Annotated in this window: 17 protein-coding genes; 13 read left to right on the top strand and 4 right to left on the bottom strand. The window is 47.6% G+C overall.

From position 1 onward, the window contains the following. The first annotated feature begins 3 nt into the window (after positions 1-3). From nqrE to dinB, 8 genes are all read left to right on the top strand, one after another. Positions 4-612: an NADH:ubiquinone reductase (Na(+)-transporting) subunit E gene (gene nqrE / locus CBX96_RS13610; RefSeq protein WP_006080469.1), complete on the top strand. Its 609-nt coding sequence runs from the start codon at positions 4-6 to the stop codon at positions 610-612. 46 nt (positions 613-658) lie between these two features. After that, positions 659-1915, top strand: coding sequence for an NADH:ubiquinone reductase (Na(+)-transporting) subunit F (nqrF, locus tag CBX96_RS13605; protein ID WP_011621734.1), 1257 nt, complete (start codon positions 659-661; stop codon positions 1913-1915). Between the two features lie 98 nt (positions 1916-2013). Beyond that, positions 2014-3072, top strand: a complete 1059-nt coding sequence (locus tag CBX96_RS13600; RefSeq protein WP_089068993.1) for an FAD:protein FMN transferase — start codon at positions 2014-2016, stop codon at positions 3070-3072. 11 nt (positions 3073-3083) lie between these two features. Continuing rightward, positions 3084-3308 (top strand): (Na+)-NQR maturation NqrM, encoded by a 225-nt coding sequence (nqrM, locus tag CBX96_RS13595; RefSeq protein WP_007645837.1) that lies wholly within the window; start codon positions 3084-3086, stop codon positions 3306-3308. Positions 3309-3683: 375 nt separating this feature from the next. Beyond that, positions 3684-4157 carry a bacterioferritin gene (gene bfr / locus CBX96_RS13590; protein WP_011621736.1) on the top strand — a complete coding sequence of 158 codons (474 nt, stop codon included), beginning with the start codon at positions 3684-3686 and terminating at the stop codon, positions 4155-4157. Positions 4158-4166: 9 nt separating this feature from the next. Then, positions 4167-4634 (top strand): bacterioferritin, encoded by a 468-nt coding sequence (bfr, locus tag CBX96_RS13585; RefSeq protein ID WP_011625412.1) that lies wholly within the window; start codon positions 4167-4169, stop codon positions 4632-4634. A gap of 299 nt (positions 4635-4933) precedes the next feature. Then, positions 4934-6937 (top strand): methyl-accepting chemotaxis protein, encoded by a 2004-nt coding sequence (locus CBX96_RS13580; RefSeq protein ID WP_109287046.1) that lies wholly within the window; start codon positions 4934-4936, stop codon positions 6935-6937. Between the two features lie 150 nt (positions 6938-7087). Further along, a complete protein-coding gene (dinB, locus tag CBX96_RS13575) occupies positions 7088-8167 on the top strand; it encodes a DNA polymerase IV (RefSeq protein WP_109287045.1) in 1080 nt (359 codons plus the stop codon). A 189-nt stretch (positions 8168-8356) separates the two neighbouring features. On the opposite strand, the gene CBX96_RS13570 is transcribed toward dinB, so the two are convergent. Continuing rightward, positions 8357-9820, bottom strand: a complete 1464-nt coding sequence (locus tag CBX96_RS13570; protein WP_109287044.1) for an aminoacyl-histidine dipeptidase — start codon at positions 9818-9820, stop codon at positions 8357-8359. Positions 9821-10038: 218 nt separating this feature from the next. Here CBX96_RS13570 and CBX96_RS13565 point away from each other — a divergent pair, with 218 nt between their 5' ends. The 5 genes from CBX96_RS13565 (at position 10039) to CBX96_RS13535 (ending at position 18942) form a co-directional block, all read left to right on the top strand. Then, positions 10039-11577 (top strand): peptidase M17, encoded by a 1539-nt coding sequence (locus CBX96_RS13565; RefSeq protein WP_109287043.1) that lies wholly within the window; start codon positions 10039-10041, stop codon positions 11575-11577. Between the two features lie 919 nt (positions 11578-12496). Next, positions 12497-14662 (top strand): TonB-dependent siderophore receptor, encoded by a 2166-nt coding sequence (locus CBX96_RS13550; protein ID WP_109287042.1) that lies wholly within the window; start codon positions 12497-12499, stop codon positions 14660-14662. 406 nt (positions 14663-15068) lie between these two features. After that, positions 15069-16358: an NCS2 family permease gene (locus tag CBX96_RS13545; RefSeq protein WP_011621743.1), complete on the top strand. Its 1290-nt coding sequence runs from the start codon at positions 15069-15071 to the stop codon at positions 16356-16358. A gap of 175 nt (positions 16359-16533) precedes the next feature. Beyond that, a complete protein-coding gene (gene proB, locus CBX96_RS13540) occupies positions 16534-17652 on the top strand; it encodes a glutamate 5-kinase (protein WP_086903377.1) in 1119 nt (372 codons plus the stop codon). A 12-nt stretch (positions 17653-17664) separates the two neighbouring features. Further along, positions 17665-18942, top strand: coding sequence for a glutamate-5-semialdehyde dehydrogenase (locus CBX96_RS13535; RefSeq protein WP_109287041.1), 1278 nt, complete (start codon positions 17665-17667; stop codon positions 18940-18942). 111 nt (positions 18943-19053) lie between these two features. Here the strand turns inward: CBX96_RS13535 and CBX96_RS13530 are convergent, their stop codons facing one another. The 3 genes from CBX96_RS13530 to CBX96_RS13520 form a co-directional block, all read right to left on the bottom strand. Next, the gene (locus tag CBX96_RS13530; protein ID WP_086903375.1) at positions 19054-19356 is read right to left on the bottom strand and encodes a hypothetical protein; all 303 of its coding nucleotides are present in this window, start codon (positions 19354-19356) and stop codon (positions 19054-19056) included. Positions 19357-19480: 124 nt separating this feature from the next. Then, positions 19481-19957 (bottom strand): Cys-tRNA(Pro) deacylase, encoded by a 477-nt coding sequence (gene ybaK, locus CBX96_RS13525; RefSeq protein ID WP_109287040.1) that lies wholly within the window; start codon positions 19955-19957, stop codon positions 19481-19483. Positions 19958-20090: 133 nt separating this feature from the next. After that, complete coding sequence (locus tag CBX96_RS13520; RefSeq protein ID WP_011621748.1) at positions 20091-21011, bottom strand: DMT family transporter; 921 nt, start codon at positions 21009-21011, stop codon at positions 20091-20093. Positions 21012-21225: the final 214 nt, after the last annotated feature.

The raw sequence follows: 21225 nt of genomic DNA, 5'->3' as shown, positions 1-21225 counted from the left end.
GAGATGGAACATTATATTAGCCTGTTAATTCGCTCTGTTTTCATTGAAAACATGGCACTGGCCTTCTTCTTAGGTATGTGTACTTTCTTAGCGGTATCGAAGAAAGTGACTACCGCGATGGGCCTAGGGATTGCGGTAGTTGTAGTGTTAACTATCTCTGTTCCTGCTAACCAAGTTATTTACCAAGGGCTGTTAGCACCTGGCGCACTGGCTTGGGCTGGTGCACCTGAAGCTGACCTTAGCTTCTTGAAATTCATTACCTTTATCGGTGTGATTGCGGCTTTAGTTCAAATTCTGGAAATGGCACTGGATAAGTACTTTCCTCCTTTGTACAACGCGCTAGGTATCTTCTTACCTCTGATCACTGTGAACTGTGCGATTTTCGGTGCGGTATCATTCATGGTTGAGCGTGACTACAAGCTGGGCGAAAGTGTGGTGTTTGGTTTCGGCTCTGGAGTAGGTTGGGCATTAGCTATCGTATTGATGGCCGGTATCCGTGAGAAGCTGAAGTATGCCGATGTGCCGAATGGCCTGCGTGGTTTAGGTATTACCTTTATTACTGCTGGTTTAATGGCCTTAGGTTTCATGTCGTTTTCTGGTGTGTCTCTGTAAGAGACACCAAACGGCTTCTTGAATTGGACCTTCTAAGGATAAGTTAATGGATATTCTTGGTATTTTTAAATCTACTCCGCTCGAGGTTTACCTCGGTGTGAGTATGTTTACTGCTATCGTCCTGGTCTTAGTGTTAGTGATTTTATTCGCTAAATCTAAGCTAGTGTCTAGCGGTGACATCACGATCGGCATCAACGACGATCCTGAAAAAGCGATTACAACCGGTGCCGGTGGCAAGCTGTTAGGTGTGCTGGCGAACAGCGGTATCTTCGTATCGAGCGCCTGTGGTGGCGGTGGTTCTTGTGGCCAATGTCGCGTAGTGGTGAAGTCTGGCGGCGGTGATATTCTGCCAACAGAATTAGATCACATCAGCAAGGGTGACGCCCGTAAAGGTTGCCGTCTGTCTTGCCAGGTGAACGTTAAGAACGACATGGAAATCGAGCTTGACGAAGAAATCTTCGGTATTAAGAAGTGGGAATGTACTGTTATCTCTAACGATAACAAGGCGACCTTCATTAAAGAACTGAAGCTGCAAATTCCTGATGGTGAATCTGTTCCGTTCCGTGCGGGTGGTTACATCCAGATCGAAGCGCCTGCACACCATGTTAAATATGCTGATTTCGACGTACCTGAAAAGTACCGTGGTGACTGGGAACACTTTGGCTTCTTCAAGTTAGAATCTAAAGTTGACGAAGAAACCATCCGTGCTTACTCAATGGCTAACTACCCAGAAGAGTTTGGCATCATCATGTTGAACGTGCGTATCGCGACGCCACCTCCACGTAACTTGAGCTTACCATGCGGTAAGATGTCATCTTACATTTGGAGCCTGAAGGCTGGCGATAAAGTGACGATTTCTGGCCCATTCGGTGAATTCTTCGCGAAAGATACCGATGCAGAAATGGTGTTTATCGGTGGTGGTGCGGGTATGGCACCAATGCGTTCACACATTTTCGACCAACTGAAGCGTCTGAAGTCTAAGCGTAAGATGAGCTTCTGGTACGGTGCACGTTCTAAGCGTGAAATGTTCTACGTGGAAGACTTTGACGGCCTAGCGGCTGAAAACGACAACTTCGTATGGCATGTGGCCCTGTCTGATCCTCAACCTGAGGACAACTGGGATGGTTACACAGGTTTCATCCATAACGTACTGTATGAAAACTACCTGAAAGACCATGAAGCGCCAGAAGATTGTGAGTTCTACATGTGTGGACCTCCAATGATGAACGCGGCCGTGATCGGTATGTTGAAAAATCTTGGTGTCGAAGACGAAAACATCCTGTTGGATGACTTCGGCGGCTAATGTGAATTAGCCCAAGGTGAGAAGAGTTGCAGATGTGGAGTAAAGCTCTCATCTGCAACTTTTGCATTAAAGGGCATCCAAAAGAGTTGTTAGTCACTATGTTTAAAACCCTAGCGTTAAAAACCCCAGTGTTAAAAACCTCAGTGTTAAAGCATTCAGTGAGCTGGCTGGTCCTTGTAGGTCTAGCCTTTTTTATTTCAGCCTGTAGCAAACAGGATGAGGTTATCTCCCTCGCGGGCAGCACAATGGGCACGACCTACCACATTAAAGTGGTTCCCAATGAGCAGATGCCGACGGCCCAGCTGTTGCAGGCCGAAATTGACTTAGCCCTAGAGCAAGTCAATAACCAGATGTCGACCTATCGACCCAATTCAGAACTGTCTCGTTTCAACCAGTTACCGCTTGAGCAGAGCGTTGAAGTGTCGCCTGATACCATTAAAGTGGTTAAAGAAGGCATGCGTTTATATAACGTGACGGACAAAGCCTTAGACATTACCCTAGGGCCGCTGGTGAACCTATGGGGATTTGGCCCCGATAAGCGCCCAACCAAAGTGCCGACTCAAGCCGATATCGATGCGGCTAAAGCCAAAACGGGTATCAGTGAGCTTTCTATCGAAGGCAATCGCTTAAGCAAGCACAATGCGCATTTATATGTGGACTTGTCTTCAATCGCCAAAGGTTTTGGCGTGGACAAAGTGGCCTCGATTTTAGATAAGTACCATGCAAGCGGTTACTTAGTCGAAATTGGTGGTGAGCTGAGCATTAAGGGTACTAAAGGCGATGGTAGCTCGTGGCGCGTCGCAATAGAGAAACCGACCGATGATGGCATGGCGGTGCAGCAGGTGATTGAGCCTGGCACTATGGCGATGGCAACGTCGGGGGATTATCGCAATTATTATGAGGAAGAAGGTCAGCGTTTTACTCATATAATTGATCCACGTACCGGTTTGCCTATTAATCATAAGCTAGCATCTGTGACCGTTTTGCATAAGGAATGTATGACGGCCGATGGTTTTGCGACGGCGATGATGGTTTTAGGCACAGAAGCGTCATTGGAGCTTGCCAAGAAAGAACACTTGGCGATAATGCTAATAGAAAAGCAAGGCGAAGGATTTAAAGTCTACTACAGTGACGCCTTCAAGCCTTTCCTTAAGTAGTTGGAGTTAACATGAGCACTTTTATCGCGGCATTTGTGATTTTATTACTGTTCTTTTTGCTTATGTCGATAGGTTATCTCATCAAGCGCAAAGCCGTTGAAGGAAGCTGTGGCGGTTTAGGTGTATTAGGGATTGAAAAAGCCTGCGATTGTGATGATCCCTGCGACAAGCGTAAGCGTCGTATGGCCGCAGAAGAAGCGCGCCGTGAGAAGTTGACGAAAGACAGGATCATTTAATTATCCGCTTCAACTGAAATAGCCTCCTCTGGAGGCTATTTTTTTGCCTCGATTTTAGCGCAGCAGAGGTTTAAAGAGTCGATTTCGTTCTGGAAAGTGCAAGTTCACGAAGGGATGAGTAACGCGGATTATGCTAATCAGTTGATGAGCGGTATTTATAACTGCAAGAAAGAGAATTTACTTACCTGCTGAGCGTACCCATAAAATTAATCCTTGATATATGAGGAGGATAGCTGGCTAATCTAAGCGATAATGAGAATGCTTTTCATCTTTAAGTTTGTGAAAAATAAAGAAAATTTGAGTTGGCTTGAAAACTGTACTAGGCTAGAAGCTTGATTTAGATCAATCTTTCACTCATATCAAGGATAGTTACTTATGAAAGGTCATCCTAAAGTGGTGGGACAACTCAACCGGGTGCTTACCTGTGAGTTAACGGCCATTAATCAATATTTTCTCCACGCTAGAATGTTCAAGCATTGGGGTCTCGAGAAGCTAGATCACGTCGAATATAAGAAATCCATCCAAGATATGAAACACGCCGATAAACTTATCGAGCGGGTATTATTTTTAGAGGGATTACCGAATCTGCAACAACTCGAAAAACTGCGTATTGGCGAGCACACCCAAGAGATGCTGGATTGCGATTTGGCCATGGTGCAGGAACAACTCACACTGTTACGGGATGCCATAAGCCTTTGCGAGGCGGAGCAGGATTATGTGAGTCGCGATCTGCTCGAAGATATCCTTGAAGATGAAGAAGAGCATTTAGATTGGCTCGAGTCACAGCAGGAGCTGATCAGCTTAACCGGCATTCAAAACTATCTTCAATCGCAAATTAGTGAGTCATAGGAGCTGAATATGAAAGGTGATAAAGAAGTCATCGACGCGTTGAATCGACTCCTAACGGGAGAGTTATCGGCGATGGATCAGTATTTTGTGCATGCCCATATGTACGAAGACTGGGGCCTGAACGAACTCTATGAGCGTATTGCCCATGAGTCGGATGATGAAAAGGGCCATGCGGCCAAACTGGTACAGCGTATTTTATTCCTCGAAGGCGTGCCGAATGTGGCCGCACGGGAAGCGCTCAACATTGGTTCAAACGTTGAAGAGATGCTGCGTAACGATTTGGCCTATGAATATAAGGTCGCCGATGATCTGCGTAAGGTGATTGCCCTGTGTGAGTCGAAAAAAGATTATCAAACCCGTGAGATCTTAGAAGTGTTACTCGACGACACCGAATCTGACCACATGTATTGGTTAGAAAAACAGCTCGGTTTGATTGACCGAATTGGTTTACCGAATTATCTGCAAACTAAGATGTAACCACGCCAGCTTACGCAGCTTAAGCACAAAGGCCAGTCACTAAATGACTGGCCTTTGTTTTTGGATTTTGAGTATTTAGTCTAACACTCTGTAAAAAATCGCTATCGCAATTGGATCTTCTGATGGATGTCGATTGTTTAGCGATTCCTGTTATTTTGCTAATGTCTATTCTTTACAAATACTTGTTTACGTTTTTTCTCATCATTTCGGCTGTTGTTGGCTGGTAAAAATTGTTACCGTGTGAAACTGTTTTTGCAGGATTTTTTGTTAAGTGGTTGGTTAACCAGACGGGAAGATGGATGAGATATATAAAACGTTCTCTTAGTTTGCAGTTAGTGGTAACTATCGTCGGTGCCCTCGCTGTACTTCTTACTTTAGTTGCCGCTTTGCTCGTGAATAAAGAAAGTAATAACACACGTAAGCAAGTGGATGCGGACATTTCGGCGCTTGTGGCTCTCAAGGCCAATGAGATTGGTGGTTACTTTGTTGCTAAAGGGCAAGTGATCCACTCGGTTTTTGCCGAGCCAGGGCTGATTCATTGGTTTAGCCAATATCATGCCCGTGGCAGTAACTTAGCAAACGATCAACAGTACCAAGATATTATTCGCTATTTCCGCTCGTTCTCCGACCGTGATAGCGATGTGAAGTCAGTGTTCTTTGGCTCGGCGAATACCTTCGAATATTTCGACCTCAATGGCCGTTTCGATGGCGATCCAAACTATTACACTAACAAGCGTCCTTGGTGGCAGGAGGCTATCGATCAGCACGGCCTATTTGTGGGCGATCCTGCGGTCGATGCCAACGATGGCTCTATTTCAGCCACAGTTAAAACCCCAGTCTATGGTGTCAATGGCGAACTCATCGGGATTGGTGGTATGGATATTCTCATCGATACCATAGGTAAAACCCTGTTAGCGCCAATCAAATACCGCAACTATGGGCAAGCCTTCCTGATGACAGATGAAGGTAAGCTGGTTTATTTCCCAGGATTCTCAGATAAATTCCCGCCTGGCTCACTTGCGAATCAAATCGATAGCCAGTTTAAGGACACCTCAGGTTTTACCGCCTTAAGACAACAAATGCAGCGCGAAGCACAGGGCTTTGCCGAAGTCACCTTTAACGGTGTACCGCAGCGGGTAACCTTTGTGTCTGTGGGCGGTGATTATCCTAAGCAAAAATGGCACTTAGCCTTTATGTTGCCCCATGAGGTGATTGAAGCGCCTGTGACCGAAGCCTTTTGGAATGCCTGTTTTGTTGCCTTAGGGATCATGCTCTTGGTCGGCATCACAGTATGGTTGATGTTATTGCCCTTTAGACGCCAGCTCGGCAAATTGCTCGATGCCATGGAAGACATTGCCGAAGGTGATAGCGATTTATCCCAACGCATTTTAATGGAGCGCGAAGATGAGTTAGGCAAGTTGGGTGATGCCTTCAATCGCTTTGCCGAAAAGGTGCAGCAGATGTTACTGCACACTCGCAACTTAACCCAAGAGGTGGGCACTGGGGTGATGGATGCGCGCCAAGTGTGTGATTTAGCGGTATCTTCGGTGTCATCGCAGAAACAACAAATCGACTCAGTGGCCACGGCCGCCACCCAAATGGCACAGACGAGCCAAGAAATGGCGATTAGCGCCCAGCGGGCGAATGATTTTGCTGAAAAGGCACAAACCCAAGCCCATGACGGTACTCAAATTGTGTCCCGTGCGACCGAAGGTATGAAGGCATTATCGGTTCAAGTGATTGAAGCGGCCAAAGTCATCAAGGAGTTACGTAGCAGCTCTGAGCAAATTGGCGAAGTGTTAAGCGTGATCCGTAACATTGCCGACCAAACCAACTTGCTGGCGCTCAATGCGGCCATCGAGGCGGCGCGGGCGGGGGAGCAGGGCCGAGGCTTTGCGGTGGTGGCCGATGAAGTGCGTACCCTCGCGTCTCGTACCCAAGATTCTACCGCCAACATTCAAGGCATTATCCAAACCCTGCAACAGAGTGCGCTACAAGCCGAGCAGGTGATGGAATCTGGGGTTGAGCAGGCAAGAGTCGGGCAAGACTTGACCACACAAGTGGAGCAAGCCTTAAGTGATATCGCCAGTGCCATTGTGTCGATTCAGCAGCAAACGGTGGAAATTACCGTCGCGATTGGCCAGCAGGCCGTTGTGGCTGAAGAGGTGGCACAGAACGTGGTTAGCGTACGTGGTTTGTCCGATCAGTCTTTGCTCTCAAGCCAAGATTTATCCCAAAGTTTGCAAGGATTTGAGCAAGCTACTCACGAACTCACCCGTAACATTGGGCAATTTAAGATTTAATTCAAAACGTTGCAAATCAAGGGAGCCTTAAGGCTCCCTTTGTTTTTTGAGAGTTTATAATCCAAGCGCAAACAGCACCACGGCAAATTGATAAGTGACACTTGATTACTGTTTTTATATACAGTATTTTGAGTGTCGGAGGAATGCAAGGTGCGAAAAATCATTCATATCGATATGGATTGCTATTTTGCTGCGGTGGAAATGCGGGATTTTCCCGAATACCGCGGTAAACCGCTGGCTGTCGGCGGCAGTCGGGTGCAGCGTGGCGTCATCAGCACTTGTAATTATGAGGCGCGCAAATTTGGCGTGCGTTCTGCCATGGCGACGGGCTACGCACTGAAATTGTGCCCCAATCTTATCCTCGTTCCCGGTCGTATGCAGGTCTACAAAGAGGTCTCGCAGCAAATTCGCGCCATATTTTCCCGATACACAGAGTTAATCGAACCGCTATCCCTCGATGAAGCCTATTTAGATGTTAGCGATTGTAAGCTGTTTAAGGGCTCTGCCACATTAATCGCCGAGGCGATTCGCCGTGATATTTTGGCCGAAACTGGGCTGACGGCATCGGCGGGCGTGGCGCCGATTAAATTTCTCGCCAAGGTTGCCTCTGATTTAAATAAGCCCAATGGACAATGTGTTATCCCACCCGATGAGGTGCCTGAGTTCGTTAAAAGCTTATCCCTGCGGAAAATACCCGGAGTCGGTAAAGTGACCGCTGAGAAACTGTCTTCGCTAGGCTTAAATACCTGCGCCGATGTGCAGGCTTATCCTAAGCAAGAGTTGATTGCCCGTTTTGGTAAGTTTGGCGCTGTGTTAGTCGAGCGGGCCCATGGCATCGATGATCGTGGGATTTCAGTGAGCCGCGAGCGCAAATCCGTGGGCGTTGAGACCACTCTCGCTCAGGATATTTACACGCTGGAGCAGTGCCAGCAAGTAATGCCGGGATTAATCCAAGAGTTGTCCAGCCGTTTAGGGCGAAGCGCTAAGGGAAGGCAAATCCATAAGCAGGTGGTCAAACTTAAATTTAATGATTTTAAACAGACCACCATCGAGCATCGTAGTGACGAGGTCTCCGTGGTGATGTTCTATGAGCTACTGAGCCAAGCAATGGCTAGGCAAGAGGGCCGTGGAATTCGGTTACTCGGGGTTTCTGTTGGACTCGCCGAGAGTAAAGACACGCTTTCGCCGCTCATGGTACGCGAAACTAAGCAGTTGGATTTTGTGTTTTAGTGTTTATCTAATCTGGGCGGCTCTGGCTCAGCATAAATCTAACCTAGCTAAGCTTAGCTAAGTTATGTAAGTTAACGCGATAATCAGCCTTACGCAGTGCGCAAATAGAAGCCATAAAAAGGCTGCATTGGTAAACCCTCTGCGGCCTTTGTTATTTAAGTCTGCTTAGCGACTATTCACCTAGAGTGATTATTCACCTTTAGCGGGAATACGTTCTAGTACAGCAAGGAGCAGATCCCAGTATTGACCAACTGTGGTGATATTGACCATTTCATCTGGGCCATGTGGATAACGGATGGTAGGGCCAATCGACACCATGTCCATTTCTGGATAAGGCTTCTTGAACAGACCGCATTCAAGACCCGCGTGGATCACCATGATAACCGGTTCTTTATGGTAGATAGACTCGTAGGTCTCACGCACAATCGCCATTACGGGTGAGCTGTTATCTGGCTTCCAACCTGGGTAAGCGCCACTGAATTCAACTTCAGCGCCAGCTAGGTTGGTCAGCGCATTAAGCATGCCTTCAACTTGGCTGCGGCCCGAATCGATGAGCGAGCGAATTAGGCACAGAATGCTAACTTCTTCATCGTTAGTGCTAATCACGCCAACGTTGAGTGAGGTTTCTGTCACGCCCGCGACTTCATCGCTCATACGCATCACGCCATTAGGGCATACATGTAGCAGGTCGATCAATGTGTTTTGGCTGTTTTCACTCATCACACGTTTGGGCGTTGGGATTTCGCTCAATACTAAACACATGTCTGGGTCGGCAATTGCCAGCTCGGCGCGGACTAAGGCTTCAAAAGCACGTACTTTTTCATTCAGTGCATCGACATTTTCTGGAGGTAACATAAAGCTGATATTGGCTTCACGGGGGATAGCATTACGCAGTGAACCACCGGTAAATTGGGTTAATTCCAGCGCTAATTCATCAGCATTTTCAAAAAGGAAACGCGCGAGAAGCTTGTTGGCGTTACCGCGACCTAAATGAATGTTAACCCCGGAGTGACCGCCTTTTAAGCCCGATAAATGCAGGCTAAATGATGCGTAACTTTGCTCCGAGGCTTGCCATACCATAGGCAGAGTGATCTGGGCATCGACGCCGCCAGCGCAGCCCATGTAGATTTCACCTTCTTGCTCTGAGTCGGTGTTGATCAGGATTTCAGCATCCAGCATACCCGCTTGCAGGCCGAAGGCGCCTGTCATGCCCGCTTCTTCATCAATTGTGAGCAGCACTTCCAGCGGGCCGTGTTTGATGTCGTCGCTACCTAAAATCGCTAAGGCCGACGCCATGCCAATACCATTGTCGGCGCCTAAGGTTGTGCCTTTGGCTTTTACCCAGTCACCGTCAACATAGGCTTCGATAGGATCTTTGGTAAAGTCATGCACTTTGTCGGCATTCTTTTGCGGCACCATATCGATGTGAGCTTGGATCACGACGATTTTGCGATCTTCCATTCCGGCCGTTGCGGGTTTGCGAATGATTAAATTGCCGACCGCATCTTCCACGACATCGAGTTGTTTACTCTTAGCCCATGCTTGGATGTGTTGGCTGAGTGCTTGTTCATGTTTGGAAGGGTGGGGAATTGCACAGATTTGTTCGAACCATTGCCATAAAGGCTGTGGGTATAACTGACTTAACGCTGTCACAGGAGGTCCCTCATCAGGTCTTGTGGGTATAGGGCAAATTTGGCTTGATCCTACCACATTCTGCTCGACCGATTAATCTTCTCGATAAGCCTATGTGTGCTTGTGGCAGCGAAAGTTGCCACCCTCAGTCTTTTCGATGGGGACAAAGGGATTTTTTGATTGGTAATTAAGCGTTATAGCGGGAATAATGCAGGCACAATAATGAAAAAGGATGGGTCATGTTTCAAGTTAACTTTGTTGATGTACAAGCAGAAAATGCCATTTTTGATGGTGAAGGTTGGGATGCGGTTGTGGTCGTCACACCGGATCTTGGTGCTATTGGAATTGATGAGATCAGTTTATTGGCCGAGCATGGCGCTAAGGTCGATAAACGTGTCGGTAAGAGCCCGACGTTATTGTTTGCCCCCGGTTTAGCCGGTGGTCGTTTAATCATTGCGCCGGTTACTCAAGTGGCTGATGATTATGCCGATGTACGTGTTTATGGTGATGCGGCAAGAGCCGCCATTGCTATCGCTAAAGACGCGGGCGCTAAGCGTCCCCTGCTTTATGTGGTGCCTTCTACCACGCCCAAGTTTGGGTTTGCGACTGAAGTTGCGGCGCTCGCCTGCGGTCAAGAATTATGGCAAACCTTAGAATTGCGCGAGGCAACGGGCTTAACGCCAGCGTTTGAAGCCATAGGGTTACTGTCTCTATCAGCTAAAAAGAGTCAATTGCTCAACGCATTAGAAGCTGGTCGTGTGTTGGCAAGGGATTTATGTGGCACTGAACCTGAGCGTATGTCGGCTAAGGCCTTTGCCGAATATTGTTTGCAAGCCTTTAAAGGCAGTGTGATTAAAACGGCAGTAGTGGAAGACAGGGATATTCTCGAGCGCGATTATCCACTGTTAAGTGCGGTGGCGCGTTCTTCCTTTGCCGTTGGCCGTCATCAACCGCGGGTGGTGAAACTCGAATATCTGCCCGAAGGCGAGATTACTCGTACCTTCTTATTTGCAGGCAAAGGTGTGGTTTACGATACGGGCGGCGCCGATCTGAAAGTCGGCGGCGCAATGGCGGGCATGAGCCGCGATAAAGGTGGTGCCTCTGCCGTGGCAGGGTTATTTAAAACTTTGTCTATGCTCAAGCCTAAAGGGATCCGGGTGATCGCCGAGCTGGGCTTAGTGCGTAATAGCATTGGTAGCGAAGCCTTTGTCACCGATGAAATTATCACTAGCCATGCTGGCGTGCGGGTGCGAATTGGTAATACGGATGCGGAAGGGCGCTTAGTATTGGCTGACCTGTTAAGTCATCTGCGTATTAAAGCGGTTTCGGCGGTGCAACCAGAGTTGTTCTCGGTCGCGACTCTCACGGGCCATGTGGTACGTTGTTATGGGGCGTATCCTGCTGCGGTTGAAAATGCGGTCGCCAGTGGCATCAAGTGTGCGCAGACACTCGCGTTACAGGCAAACCAATGGGGCGAACCCTTTGAGGTTTCTACATTACGCCGCGAGGACTTTGCTAAGATCCGTGAAGTCTCAGGGGCGGCTGATATTTTATCTTCTAACAATGCGCCATCTTCGGTAACGGCCCGTGGGCATCAATATCCGGCGGCGTTTCTGCTCAAAGCTTCGGGGTTGTTTGAACATGGTGTTAACGCCGCAATTCCTTTAGCTTACACACACTTAGATATCGCTGGCAGTGCAACGGAGGGCGATCCGCTCTATGGAAAACCCACTGCGAGTCCCTTGGTCGGTCTGTATCAATATCTGATCAATCGTTAACAATTTAACGTAATAAATAGAAATAATTCTGTAATATCTTATTTATTAGGTGGTTACAGGATTATTTCTGTTTTTATGTGATGCATGTCGCCAAGATTTTTGGTTGTTTTACGTAATAAAATTACATTAAAAAGCCTTAATTAAAAAAAATACAAATAAAGCTTGTAATAAAACTACGAAAACATATAATAGTTTTCGTGGACAGGGCAATGCGCCCATCCCCTCTAGTCTATCCAGGATGGATATCCTTCTCCAAGGACCCGAGTGACAAGTCGTCTCAACGGATTTGAGAATCTCTAGTTCCAAGGAACCGAGCCAAGCTTTACTAGAGTACTTAATCTCAACTTTACTTAGGAGTAATTGACTATGTCTTATACAGGCAAGAATCACTTTGTTTGGCAAAACACTTGGATTAACTCTGATGTTTTGCGTGGCGGTTTATTCGCTATGAGCTTTAAGGGCTAACTATCCCTTTAAACCTAGTTTCCATCATCCATCAACCTTTGTATCGCCTTTTTGGCGTGTTTAGACTCAAGTAGCATATCGGTGTTTTTGCATGGGTATGCCAGGTTTCTTCCGCTAGCGCGGTAATGTACTTCCCCGAAAGGGACGCTTGAAATATGTCTTGCCTGCTCATTGAGCAGGCTTTTTTTTAGCTTTTTTCTGTCGTTACGGCGCAATGCCCCTTATTCCTTCCCATAATCGTAAAATTTTTTGCAGCCATCTCGAGATGACTGCTTTTATCAAGAATTAATTTAATTATTTGTTTTTAAAACATAAAACTTTCTCATCAATCTATTCATCTTTTTGTACGACTTAAGAATGATGAATTTGTTACATTTGTCACATAAAATACAAATGCAAATCGTTCTCAATGGTGTTACCGTATGCGCACCTTAACGAAACTTGCTGAACGACTATGCGTTTTAATCTACTTCCACTTGCTGCTGCAGTAACCCTAGCTTTGAATCCTTTGGCGCTGATGGCCGAAGAACAAACCGCTTCAACAACAGAGACACAAGATCAAAATATCGAGAAAATCACTGTGATGGGTAAATACACAGTGAGTCGTAATATTGATACCGCAACGGGGTTAGGACTCACGCTGCGGGAAACGCCACAGTCGGTCAGCATTATGACGGCGGATCGGATTGAAGATCAGGCGCTAAATACCGTGGTCGATGTGGTCAACAACACTGTGGGTTTATCATCCTCAAAAACAGATAACGTGCGTAACGGTTTTTCGGCTCGCGGTTTTACCGTGCAAAACTATCAAATTGATGGTGTGCCTTTATCTTGGAGTTTAGGCGGTGATGCCGGTGAAACGGTATCGGATGTGTCCATCTACGAGCGCGTTGAAGTCGTGCGTGGTGCTACCGGATTATTAACGGGTGCTGGCGATCCTTCGGCCTCGATTAACTTAGTGCGTAAGCATGCCGACAGTTCTGATCTTAAAGGTTATGTGGATGTCGCCACTGGAAGTTGGGATAAAAAACAAGTCACCGCGGATGTATCCAATGGTCTGAATGAAGACGGCAGCGTGCGTGGGCGCTTGGTCGCTAAGTATGTAAATAGCGACTCTTACCAAGATCTGTATCAAGACCGCAAAACCATTCTCTATGGTGTGGTTGACAGTGATATTACGGCCAACACCTTGCTGCGTGTAGGTGGTAGCTATAACCACAACGATCCCAAAGGGGCTATGTGGGGCGCGTTGCCCGCCGTCTTTAGTGATGGTTCAGCCACTGATTGGGATACATCGGCCACCACTGCCGCCGATTGGAGCCGCTGGGAAACCAAAAATATCAACTACTTTGCGAACCTGAATCACTACTTCAGCAATGGTTGGCAGCTGGTCGCTAACTACAACCGCATGGAGTATGAGACCACCACTAAGATGATCTACATGTCGGGTATGCTCGATAAAGACACGGGTGCGGGACTCAGTGGACAGCGTTATCACAGCCATGGTGAAAGTAACTCGAATAACTTTGATGTGCAGCTTAAAGGCGACTATGACCTCTTTGGTCAAACCCATGAGTTTGTGACGGGCGCTTTGTATAGTAAGCAAAAATCCTACGCCGATACCTATGAGCCTATCCGTGACGATATGACGGGTTGGGACTCGCAAGTGGTCGATAACTTCTACGAATGGCAACAAAATCAGTTTGCCGAGCCAGAATGGTCGAGCAACGCGAACCGTCAGCTCGATATGGATACCGAGCAAAAAGGCTTTTATGCGGCGACTCGCCTGACCATTACCGATGATTTTAAACTGATTGCCGGTGGACGTATCTCAAGCTGGAACCGTGAAGGCGTGAGCTATGGTACCGATACTAACTTTGGTGATGATGGGGTGTTTGTGCCCTATGTTGGCGCCTTGTACGATATCAATGACGCGCATCGCATTTACGCCAGTTATACCGGAATTTTTAATCCGCAGAATAATTTCGATGCCGATCAAAATTACCTCGATCCATTAGAAGGCAAAGCCTACGAATTAGGTCTGAAGAGTGCTTATCTTGACGATCGTCTACATACCACTGTAGCCGTGTTCCAAATTGACCAAGATAACTTGGCAACCTTAGCCGGAACGATTTATATCGGTGGTAAACCCGTGAATTACTATGAGGCCGCACAAGGCACTAAGAGTAAGGGGTTTGAACTAGAAGTGGTGGGTGAGCCTGCAGATGGCTGGAATATCTCTGCGGGTTACTCGCAATTTAATGCCGAAGATGCAGAGGGTAAGCGAGTCGCGACTACCAGTCCGCAGAAGCAATTTAAACTGTTTACCACCTATCAATTTGTGGACTTATTGCCTGAGTTAACCATAGGTGGTGGGGTGAATTGGCAAAGTGACAGTTACTCAGATGTCAGTGATGTGGCAATTAAGCAGGATGCTTACTCCCTAGTGAATCTGATGGCGCGCTACGATCTGGCTGAGAATATGGATCTGCAAGTTAACGTAGAGAATCTGCTGGATGAGAAATATTATGCCTATATGTCAGCGTCTGGCCTAGCTTACAGTGTGTATCACTACGGCGCGCCACGTAATTTTACCGTCAGCTTTAACTATCGTTTTTAAGCATTTTACCCGTTGAACTCAAAAAGCCGGCGCCCTTGGGCGGCGGCTTTTTGCTATCGACTTCAATCCCATTTGGGGCGCAGAGGTAGCCTTATATGTCAGCATGGGATAACCATTGTGCTTTATTATGATTATTTCGCTTTAAAAACAATGTGCTGTTAATCCTGAATGGCGTTTGAATTTTCCTGTGGTTGAGATTGGCTTGCTAAGCCCTATTTATAGTGAGCTTTAATGTAAATTAAGTGCGGTGGTTTTTTGTTCTGTTTAGCGATTTCTATCAAGAAAATCTCCATCAATTTTCTGGCCTGACCAGCACAAACTCCCTATAATCCCCTGCGAAAAACACGACTACATAGTGTTTACATTTTTGACCCTACCTACTTTAAAAGAAAAGGAACCCAGTTCCATGTTAGAAAAGCTGTTCAAACTGAAACAAAATCAAACGAGCCTCAAGCAGGAAGCGATAGCAGGTTTGACAACATTTATGACTATGGCCTACATCATTTTTGTGAATCCAATGATGTTAGCCGATGCGGGTATGGATCATGGCGCCGTGTTTGTGGCCACCTGTTTAGCGGCGGCGGTGGGCTGTATTGTGATGGGTGTGATGGCGAACTACCCCATTGCACTGGCCCCTGGTATGGGACTCAATGCCTTTTTTACCTACACTGTGGTAGGTGAGATGGGTTATAGCTGGGAAACGGCACTCGGTGCTGTTTTCCTGTCGGGAATTTGTTTTTTAATCCTGTCTCTAGTGCGTATTCGCGAGTGGATTGTGAACAGTATTCCTATGTCGCTGCGTATCGGTATTGCTGCGGGTATTGGTTTATTCCTCGCGCTGATCGGTCTTAAGAGTGCTGGCATTGTGGTCGCAAGCCCTGCAACTTTAGTGACTATGGGCGATATTACCGCCTTCCCAGCTGTGATGGCCGTGTTAGGTTTCTTCCTGATCATCGCCATGGTGCAACGTGGAATGAAATCGGCGGTGATTTTAAGCATCCTGATCATCACAGGGCTTGGGTTACTCTTCGGTGATGTGCATTACAACGGTATCGTCTCTATGCCGCCTTCTGTCGCGCCGACCTTTATGGCGATGGATTTATCCCAAGTATTTGAAGTGACAATGCTATCCGTGGTGTTTGCCTTCCTGTTTGTGGATCTTTTTGATACTTCGGGCACCTTAGTTGCGGTTGCGCAGCGCGGTGGTTTCCTCGATGAAAAAGGCCGTTTACCTCGCTTAAACCGTGCCTTAACCGCCGACAGTTTAGCGACGATTGCGGGCGCAGCATTCGGTACGTCAACGACCACCAGTTATATCGAAAGTACCGCTGGGGTGAGCGCGGGCGGCCGTACTGGTTTAACTGCCGTCGTGGTCGGCTTACTGTTCATCTTGGCCTTATTCTTATCACCATTAGCTGGAATGATCCCCGCCTATGCTACGGCTGGTACCTTGTTCTATGTGGCGATTCTAATGATGGCTGGACTGGTTCACGTTGAATGGGAAGACTTAACTGAGGCTGCACCTGTGGTTGTGGTGTGTATCCTGATGCCGCTGACCTTCTCGATTGCCACAGGGATTGCGCTGGGGATTATTTCCTATGCTGTCATCAAGCTGTTAACGGGCCGCTTTAGCGATTTAAATATCGGCGTGCTGGTGCTCGCTGCCATGTTTATTGCGAAATTTATTTACGGCTGATACTGAGCTAGCCGCCCATTCGCGGCTATTTTTTGAGGGTCATCTAATCGATGGCCCTTTTTTATGCGCGATCCCAAGCAGAATTGAAAATTTCTACCAACATCCTGCCCACTAACTACCAATTGCTCTGCGGATTAGGTATAAGGATTATCCGGTTATTTTCTACATATGAATAATGAATTTAAGTGAGATAGCGTATCGCCGCGTGGTAGTGAAGTTAGGGACGAGTGTGCTGACTTCTGGCAGTAAACAGCTGGATAAAGCCCATATGGTTGAGCTTGCTCGTCAAATGGCCGCACTGATGAGATCAGGGGTCGAAGTCGTATTATGCACTTCTGGCGCAATTGCCGCCGGACGCGAACATCTCCAATACCCGGTATTGCCCGACACTATGGCTAACAAACAGTTATTAGCCGCTGTCGGGCAGAGTCAGCTTATTCTCGCTTGGGCACAACTCTTTAGCATCTACGGTTTGCATGTGGGACAATTGCTGCTGACCCGTGCCGATCTACACGATAGAGAGCGATATTTGAATGCCCGCGATACGCTTAATGCCTTGCTGGCAAACAATATTATCCCCATCATCAACGAAAACGATGCCGTCGCTACTAATGAGATCAAAGTGGGCGACAACGATAACTTGTCGGCGCGTGCGGCACTGCTGTGTGATGCCGACCTGTTGATTTTGTTGACGGATCAAAAGGGCTTATTCGATGCCGATCCGCGCACTAACCCGAATGCTAAGCTGATTTCTCAGGTCGAGAAAATTGACGACAGTCTGCGTTTGTTAGCGGGTGGTTCTGTGTCGGGCTTAGGTACGGGCGGAATGTCGACTAAGCTAGAAGCTGCGGATATTGCTCGCCGTGCGGGCATCGAAGTGGTGATTGCCTCGGGTCATCACCCCGATGTGATTAAAAAAGTCGTCGGCAAAGAATCTGTCGGCACACATTTTAGTGCCATTGAAAATCCGTTAGAGAGCCGCAAACAGTGGATTTTAGCGGGACCTGCCGCCCAAGGTTCCTTGGTGCTCGATGCGGGCGCGGTGAAAGCCGTGACCGAAAAAGGTCGCAGCCTACTCTCTAAGGGGATTATTGGCGTTAAAGGGGAATTTGAACGTGGTGCAACCCTGCAACTGGTTGACCAAAAAGGCAAAATCATTGCCAGAGGCATCACCCGTTACTGTGGTGAGGCTTTAGGGTTAATTGCGGGTAAACATTCCGACGAAATCGAGTCTGTGCTCGGTTACGATTATGGTGACGCAATAGTGCACCGCAACGACATGGTCGTCTTATAAGCGAGGTCTGTTTTGAGTCAAACTAATCAAGCGCAATATTTACAACAACTGGGCAGTCAGGCTAAACAAGCCAGCTATGCCTTAGCAAATCTTAGCGCCGCACAGAAAGCGGATTTACTCGAGGCGATTGCCGAGGCCTTGACGCAGAATACTCAGGCGATTCTCGCTGCCAACGCCAAAGACGTTGCAGCCGCTAAGGCTGAAGGCTTGAATGAGGCAATGATCGATAGACTCTTACTTAACGAGTCGCGTCTGGCGGGGATTATCGGTGATATCAGCGATGTGGTGCGTCTTGCCGATCCCGTTGGCGAAGAGTTTGGCAGCCGCGTGTTGGACAATGGCTTAAGGCTCACGCGCCGCCGTGTTCCACTTGGGGTGATTGGGGTTATCTACGAGGCGCGGCCGAATGTGACGGTCGATATTGCTGTGTTGGCACTTAAAACCGGTAATGCTGTGATTTTGCGCGGCGGAAAAGAGACGCTCGAATCCAACAAACTGATTAGTGAAGTGATCCGTGGCGCAATTGCAAGCCAAGGTCTGCCAGTCGATGCGGTGCAGCTGATTGATTCTCCCGATAGAGCCTTAGTCACAGGGCTACTCAAGCTCGACCAATATGTCGATATGATAGTCCCCCGTGGCGGACAAGCCTTACAGCGCCTTTGCGCCGAGCAAGCGACAATTCCGGTGATCTTAGGTGGCATTGGGATCTGCCATCTGTATGTCGATAAACATGCCGATCTTGAGCGCGCACTCGAGGTGATTGCTAACGCAAAAGTGCAGCGTCCAACGGTATGTAATGCATTAGACACCTTGCTGGTGGATAACGCGGTTGCCGAGCGTTTTGTGCCACAAATTGCCGAGTACTTACACCGTTTAGGTGTACGTTTTTCGGTGTGTGAACAAAGCTATGCGCTGCTCGATGGGTTGGGGTTTGATATTTCCCCGGCAACAGAGCAAAGCTTTGCGACCGAATGGTTGTCTTTGACCTTAGGTATAAAAGTGGTGAGCGATATAGATACAGCTATTGCCCATATCCGTACCTATTCCAGTGGGCACTCGGAGGCGATTCTCACCGATGATATCCACGCGGCAACGCATTTTATGAACGAAGTGAATTCGGCAGCTGTGTATGTTAATGCCAGCACCCGTTTTACCGATGGCGGCCAATTTGGTTTGGGTGCCGAGGTGGCCGTAAGCACGCAAAAACTCCATGCCCGCGGTCCTATGGGGCTCGAGGCGCTGACCACCTATAAGTGGTTAGCATGGGGTGATTACACCAGCCGCGCATAGTTCACTCGCCAACGACGGGCCATCTCGCTTGGCAACATCGCTCTATTAAAAAAGCCGCTATAGCGGCTTTTTTGTTGGCAAACTTATTTCAGGACGAGACAAGCATCTCGGTTAATGGATGAGTGGAGTGTAAGTGGCAATCAACCACAGACACAGAAACGCCACCGACATTAGGGTAGTGAATTTACGAAAGGCCCTGATATATACCAAGGTATACAGGAAATACCTTTCTTGCACTCTACGGGTGATCAGTACCGAGGGGAGTAAAAAAGTACAGTAGAGCATCACCACCATGGTCGTAAAACCATTTCCCCAAAAATGTTCGTAGATAAAAAGGGCAATACAAATGAGCATGGCGACCCAACTGATAGGGCTTAAGCCATCTTCTTGATTCCATTGAGTTGATTTTTCCATCTGACTATCCTTAGTCGTCTGTGTACAGTTCAATTTATAGTCGGATATGTCTCTATTTTCAAATCAATTTGGGATAAATACTGTGATGCTCTGAACATATTTTAGAAATATCTGATATTTAGCCTTAAAGCGTTTTTATATCCGCAAAAGACCCGCGGCACAATTTCGCTAAGTCATTCGCCGCAAGGCAGATTTCAAGGCCACGGCGGCCGGCACTCACATAGATTTTATCGAATTGCTGAGCCGTCGCATCGATTAGCGTTGGCAGCTGTTTTTTCTGGGCGAGCGGACTAATGCCGCCAACGAGGTAGCCAGATGATTTTTGTGCTAAATCCGCATCGGCCATTTGCAGTTTCTTCTGGCCTAAACATTTAGCGACGGCTTTTAAATTGAGTTGATGGTCAACGGGCACCAGAGCGACGGCCAGTGGTGGATGGGCTTTATCGATCGCAACCAGTAAGGTTTTAAATACCTGCGCGGGGGCGAGCCCTAACACATTGGCGGCTTCTTCGCCGTAGGCGGCGCAGTGTGGGTCGTGGCTGTATTCTAAGATTTCAAAGGGAATTTTGGCTTTCTTTGCCATTTGTACGGCTGGTGTCATGCTCTCGTCCTCGCGCCCCAATTAGCTGCAATAACAGTCTAGGGGCAATAAAAGTCCGCCATAGTAGCCCTTTCTGCGGCATTAAAATGTTAGCTCGGGCATAAATTGCTTATGCCCGAGAGATACGCCTTATTCAATCTGCAAGCTTGGCATTGAGCTTGGTTTTGCGCTCCAGATAGCGCGGGAATAACTGCTGCAACATCATGCCACTCAAAATAAAACCTAACCCGATATAAGTCGCGGCGGCGATAGTCTCTTGCAAAATCCAGGCAATAAAGCCAATCGACATCACAGGGGATAAAAATACTAAGGTACTGATATTGGCCGTGCGAGTCGCGGTTTTTAGTGCCATTAACCAGAGCACGAAGGTAATGCCCATCTCAAATAAGCCAACATACATGCCCGCCATCACGGCGCTCAAACTAAAGCTGGGCAGGGTATCGGTCAGCAGTAGTGTCACGGTAATAAAGGGCAAACCTATCAAAAAGCTTAATAGCAGGCTGACCACAGGGTCACCTTGATCTTTAGTGTTCACAATCCAATATAGGCACCAGAGCAAAGTGCTGGTTAATGCAAGCCCAATCCCGAGTGGACTGTCGAAGCGAAAACCGCTGACATCGCCGCCGGTGGCGATAATAAATACCCCAGAGTAAGCAATCAGTGCCGCAATCATATCGCTCTTACGCAAATGTTGTTTCAGCAGCGGCGCGGCTAACAGCGGCAGCAATACCGCCCAAGTGTAGTTGAGTGAGAGTGCCTGCTGGGCGGGTAACAGTGAATAGGCTTTAAACAGCACCACATAATACAGAAAAGGGTTAATCAGCCCGGTAACCAGATAAAACGCCGGGCGACGCAGGAGCTGCGCTTTAAGGAGTGGCAGTTTTTTCTGCCAAGCGAGAATGGCACCTAGGGCGACGATTGAAGTGAGTACCGCCACAAACACCAGTTGCAACGGGCTATAAAATCCGAGGGCAATCTTAAAGGCGGTTGCCACCGTCGACCAGAGGAATACCGCGGCCATGCCGTACACATACGCCAAATTTGAAGATTTCACACTATTACCCTATGCGCTTAAACATCACTCAATGTGCGCAGATTGAATAACAGCTATTGCTGATAAGCAAGCGGATTTTGTGGTTTTGAATATTTTATACAGTCGAGTCCTTTGAAAAGATAAATCAGAAAAATTTTTTATCGGCCCTTGTAATTAAATTCCCTGTCCCAATATAGGTGTTAAGGCAGAGAAGGTGGCCAACAGTGGACTTGAA

Source organism: Shewanella sp. BC20, assembly GCF_003129585.1.
GTDB classification, from domain to species: domain Bacteria; phylum Pseudomonadota; class Gammaproteobacteria; order Enterobacterales; family Shewanellaceae; genus Shewanella; species Shewanella seohaensis.
This window is presented reverse-complemented; position numbering and strand designations above follow the sequence as displayed.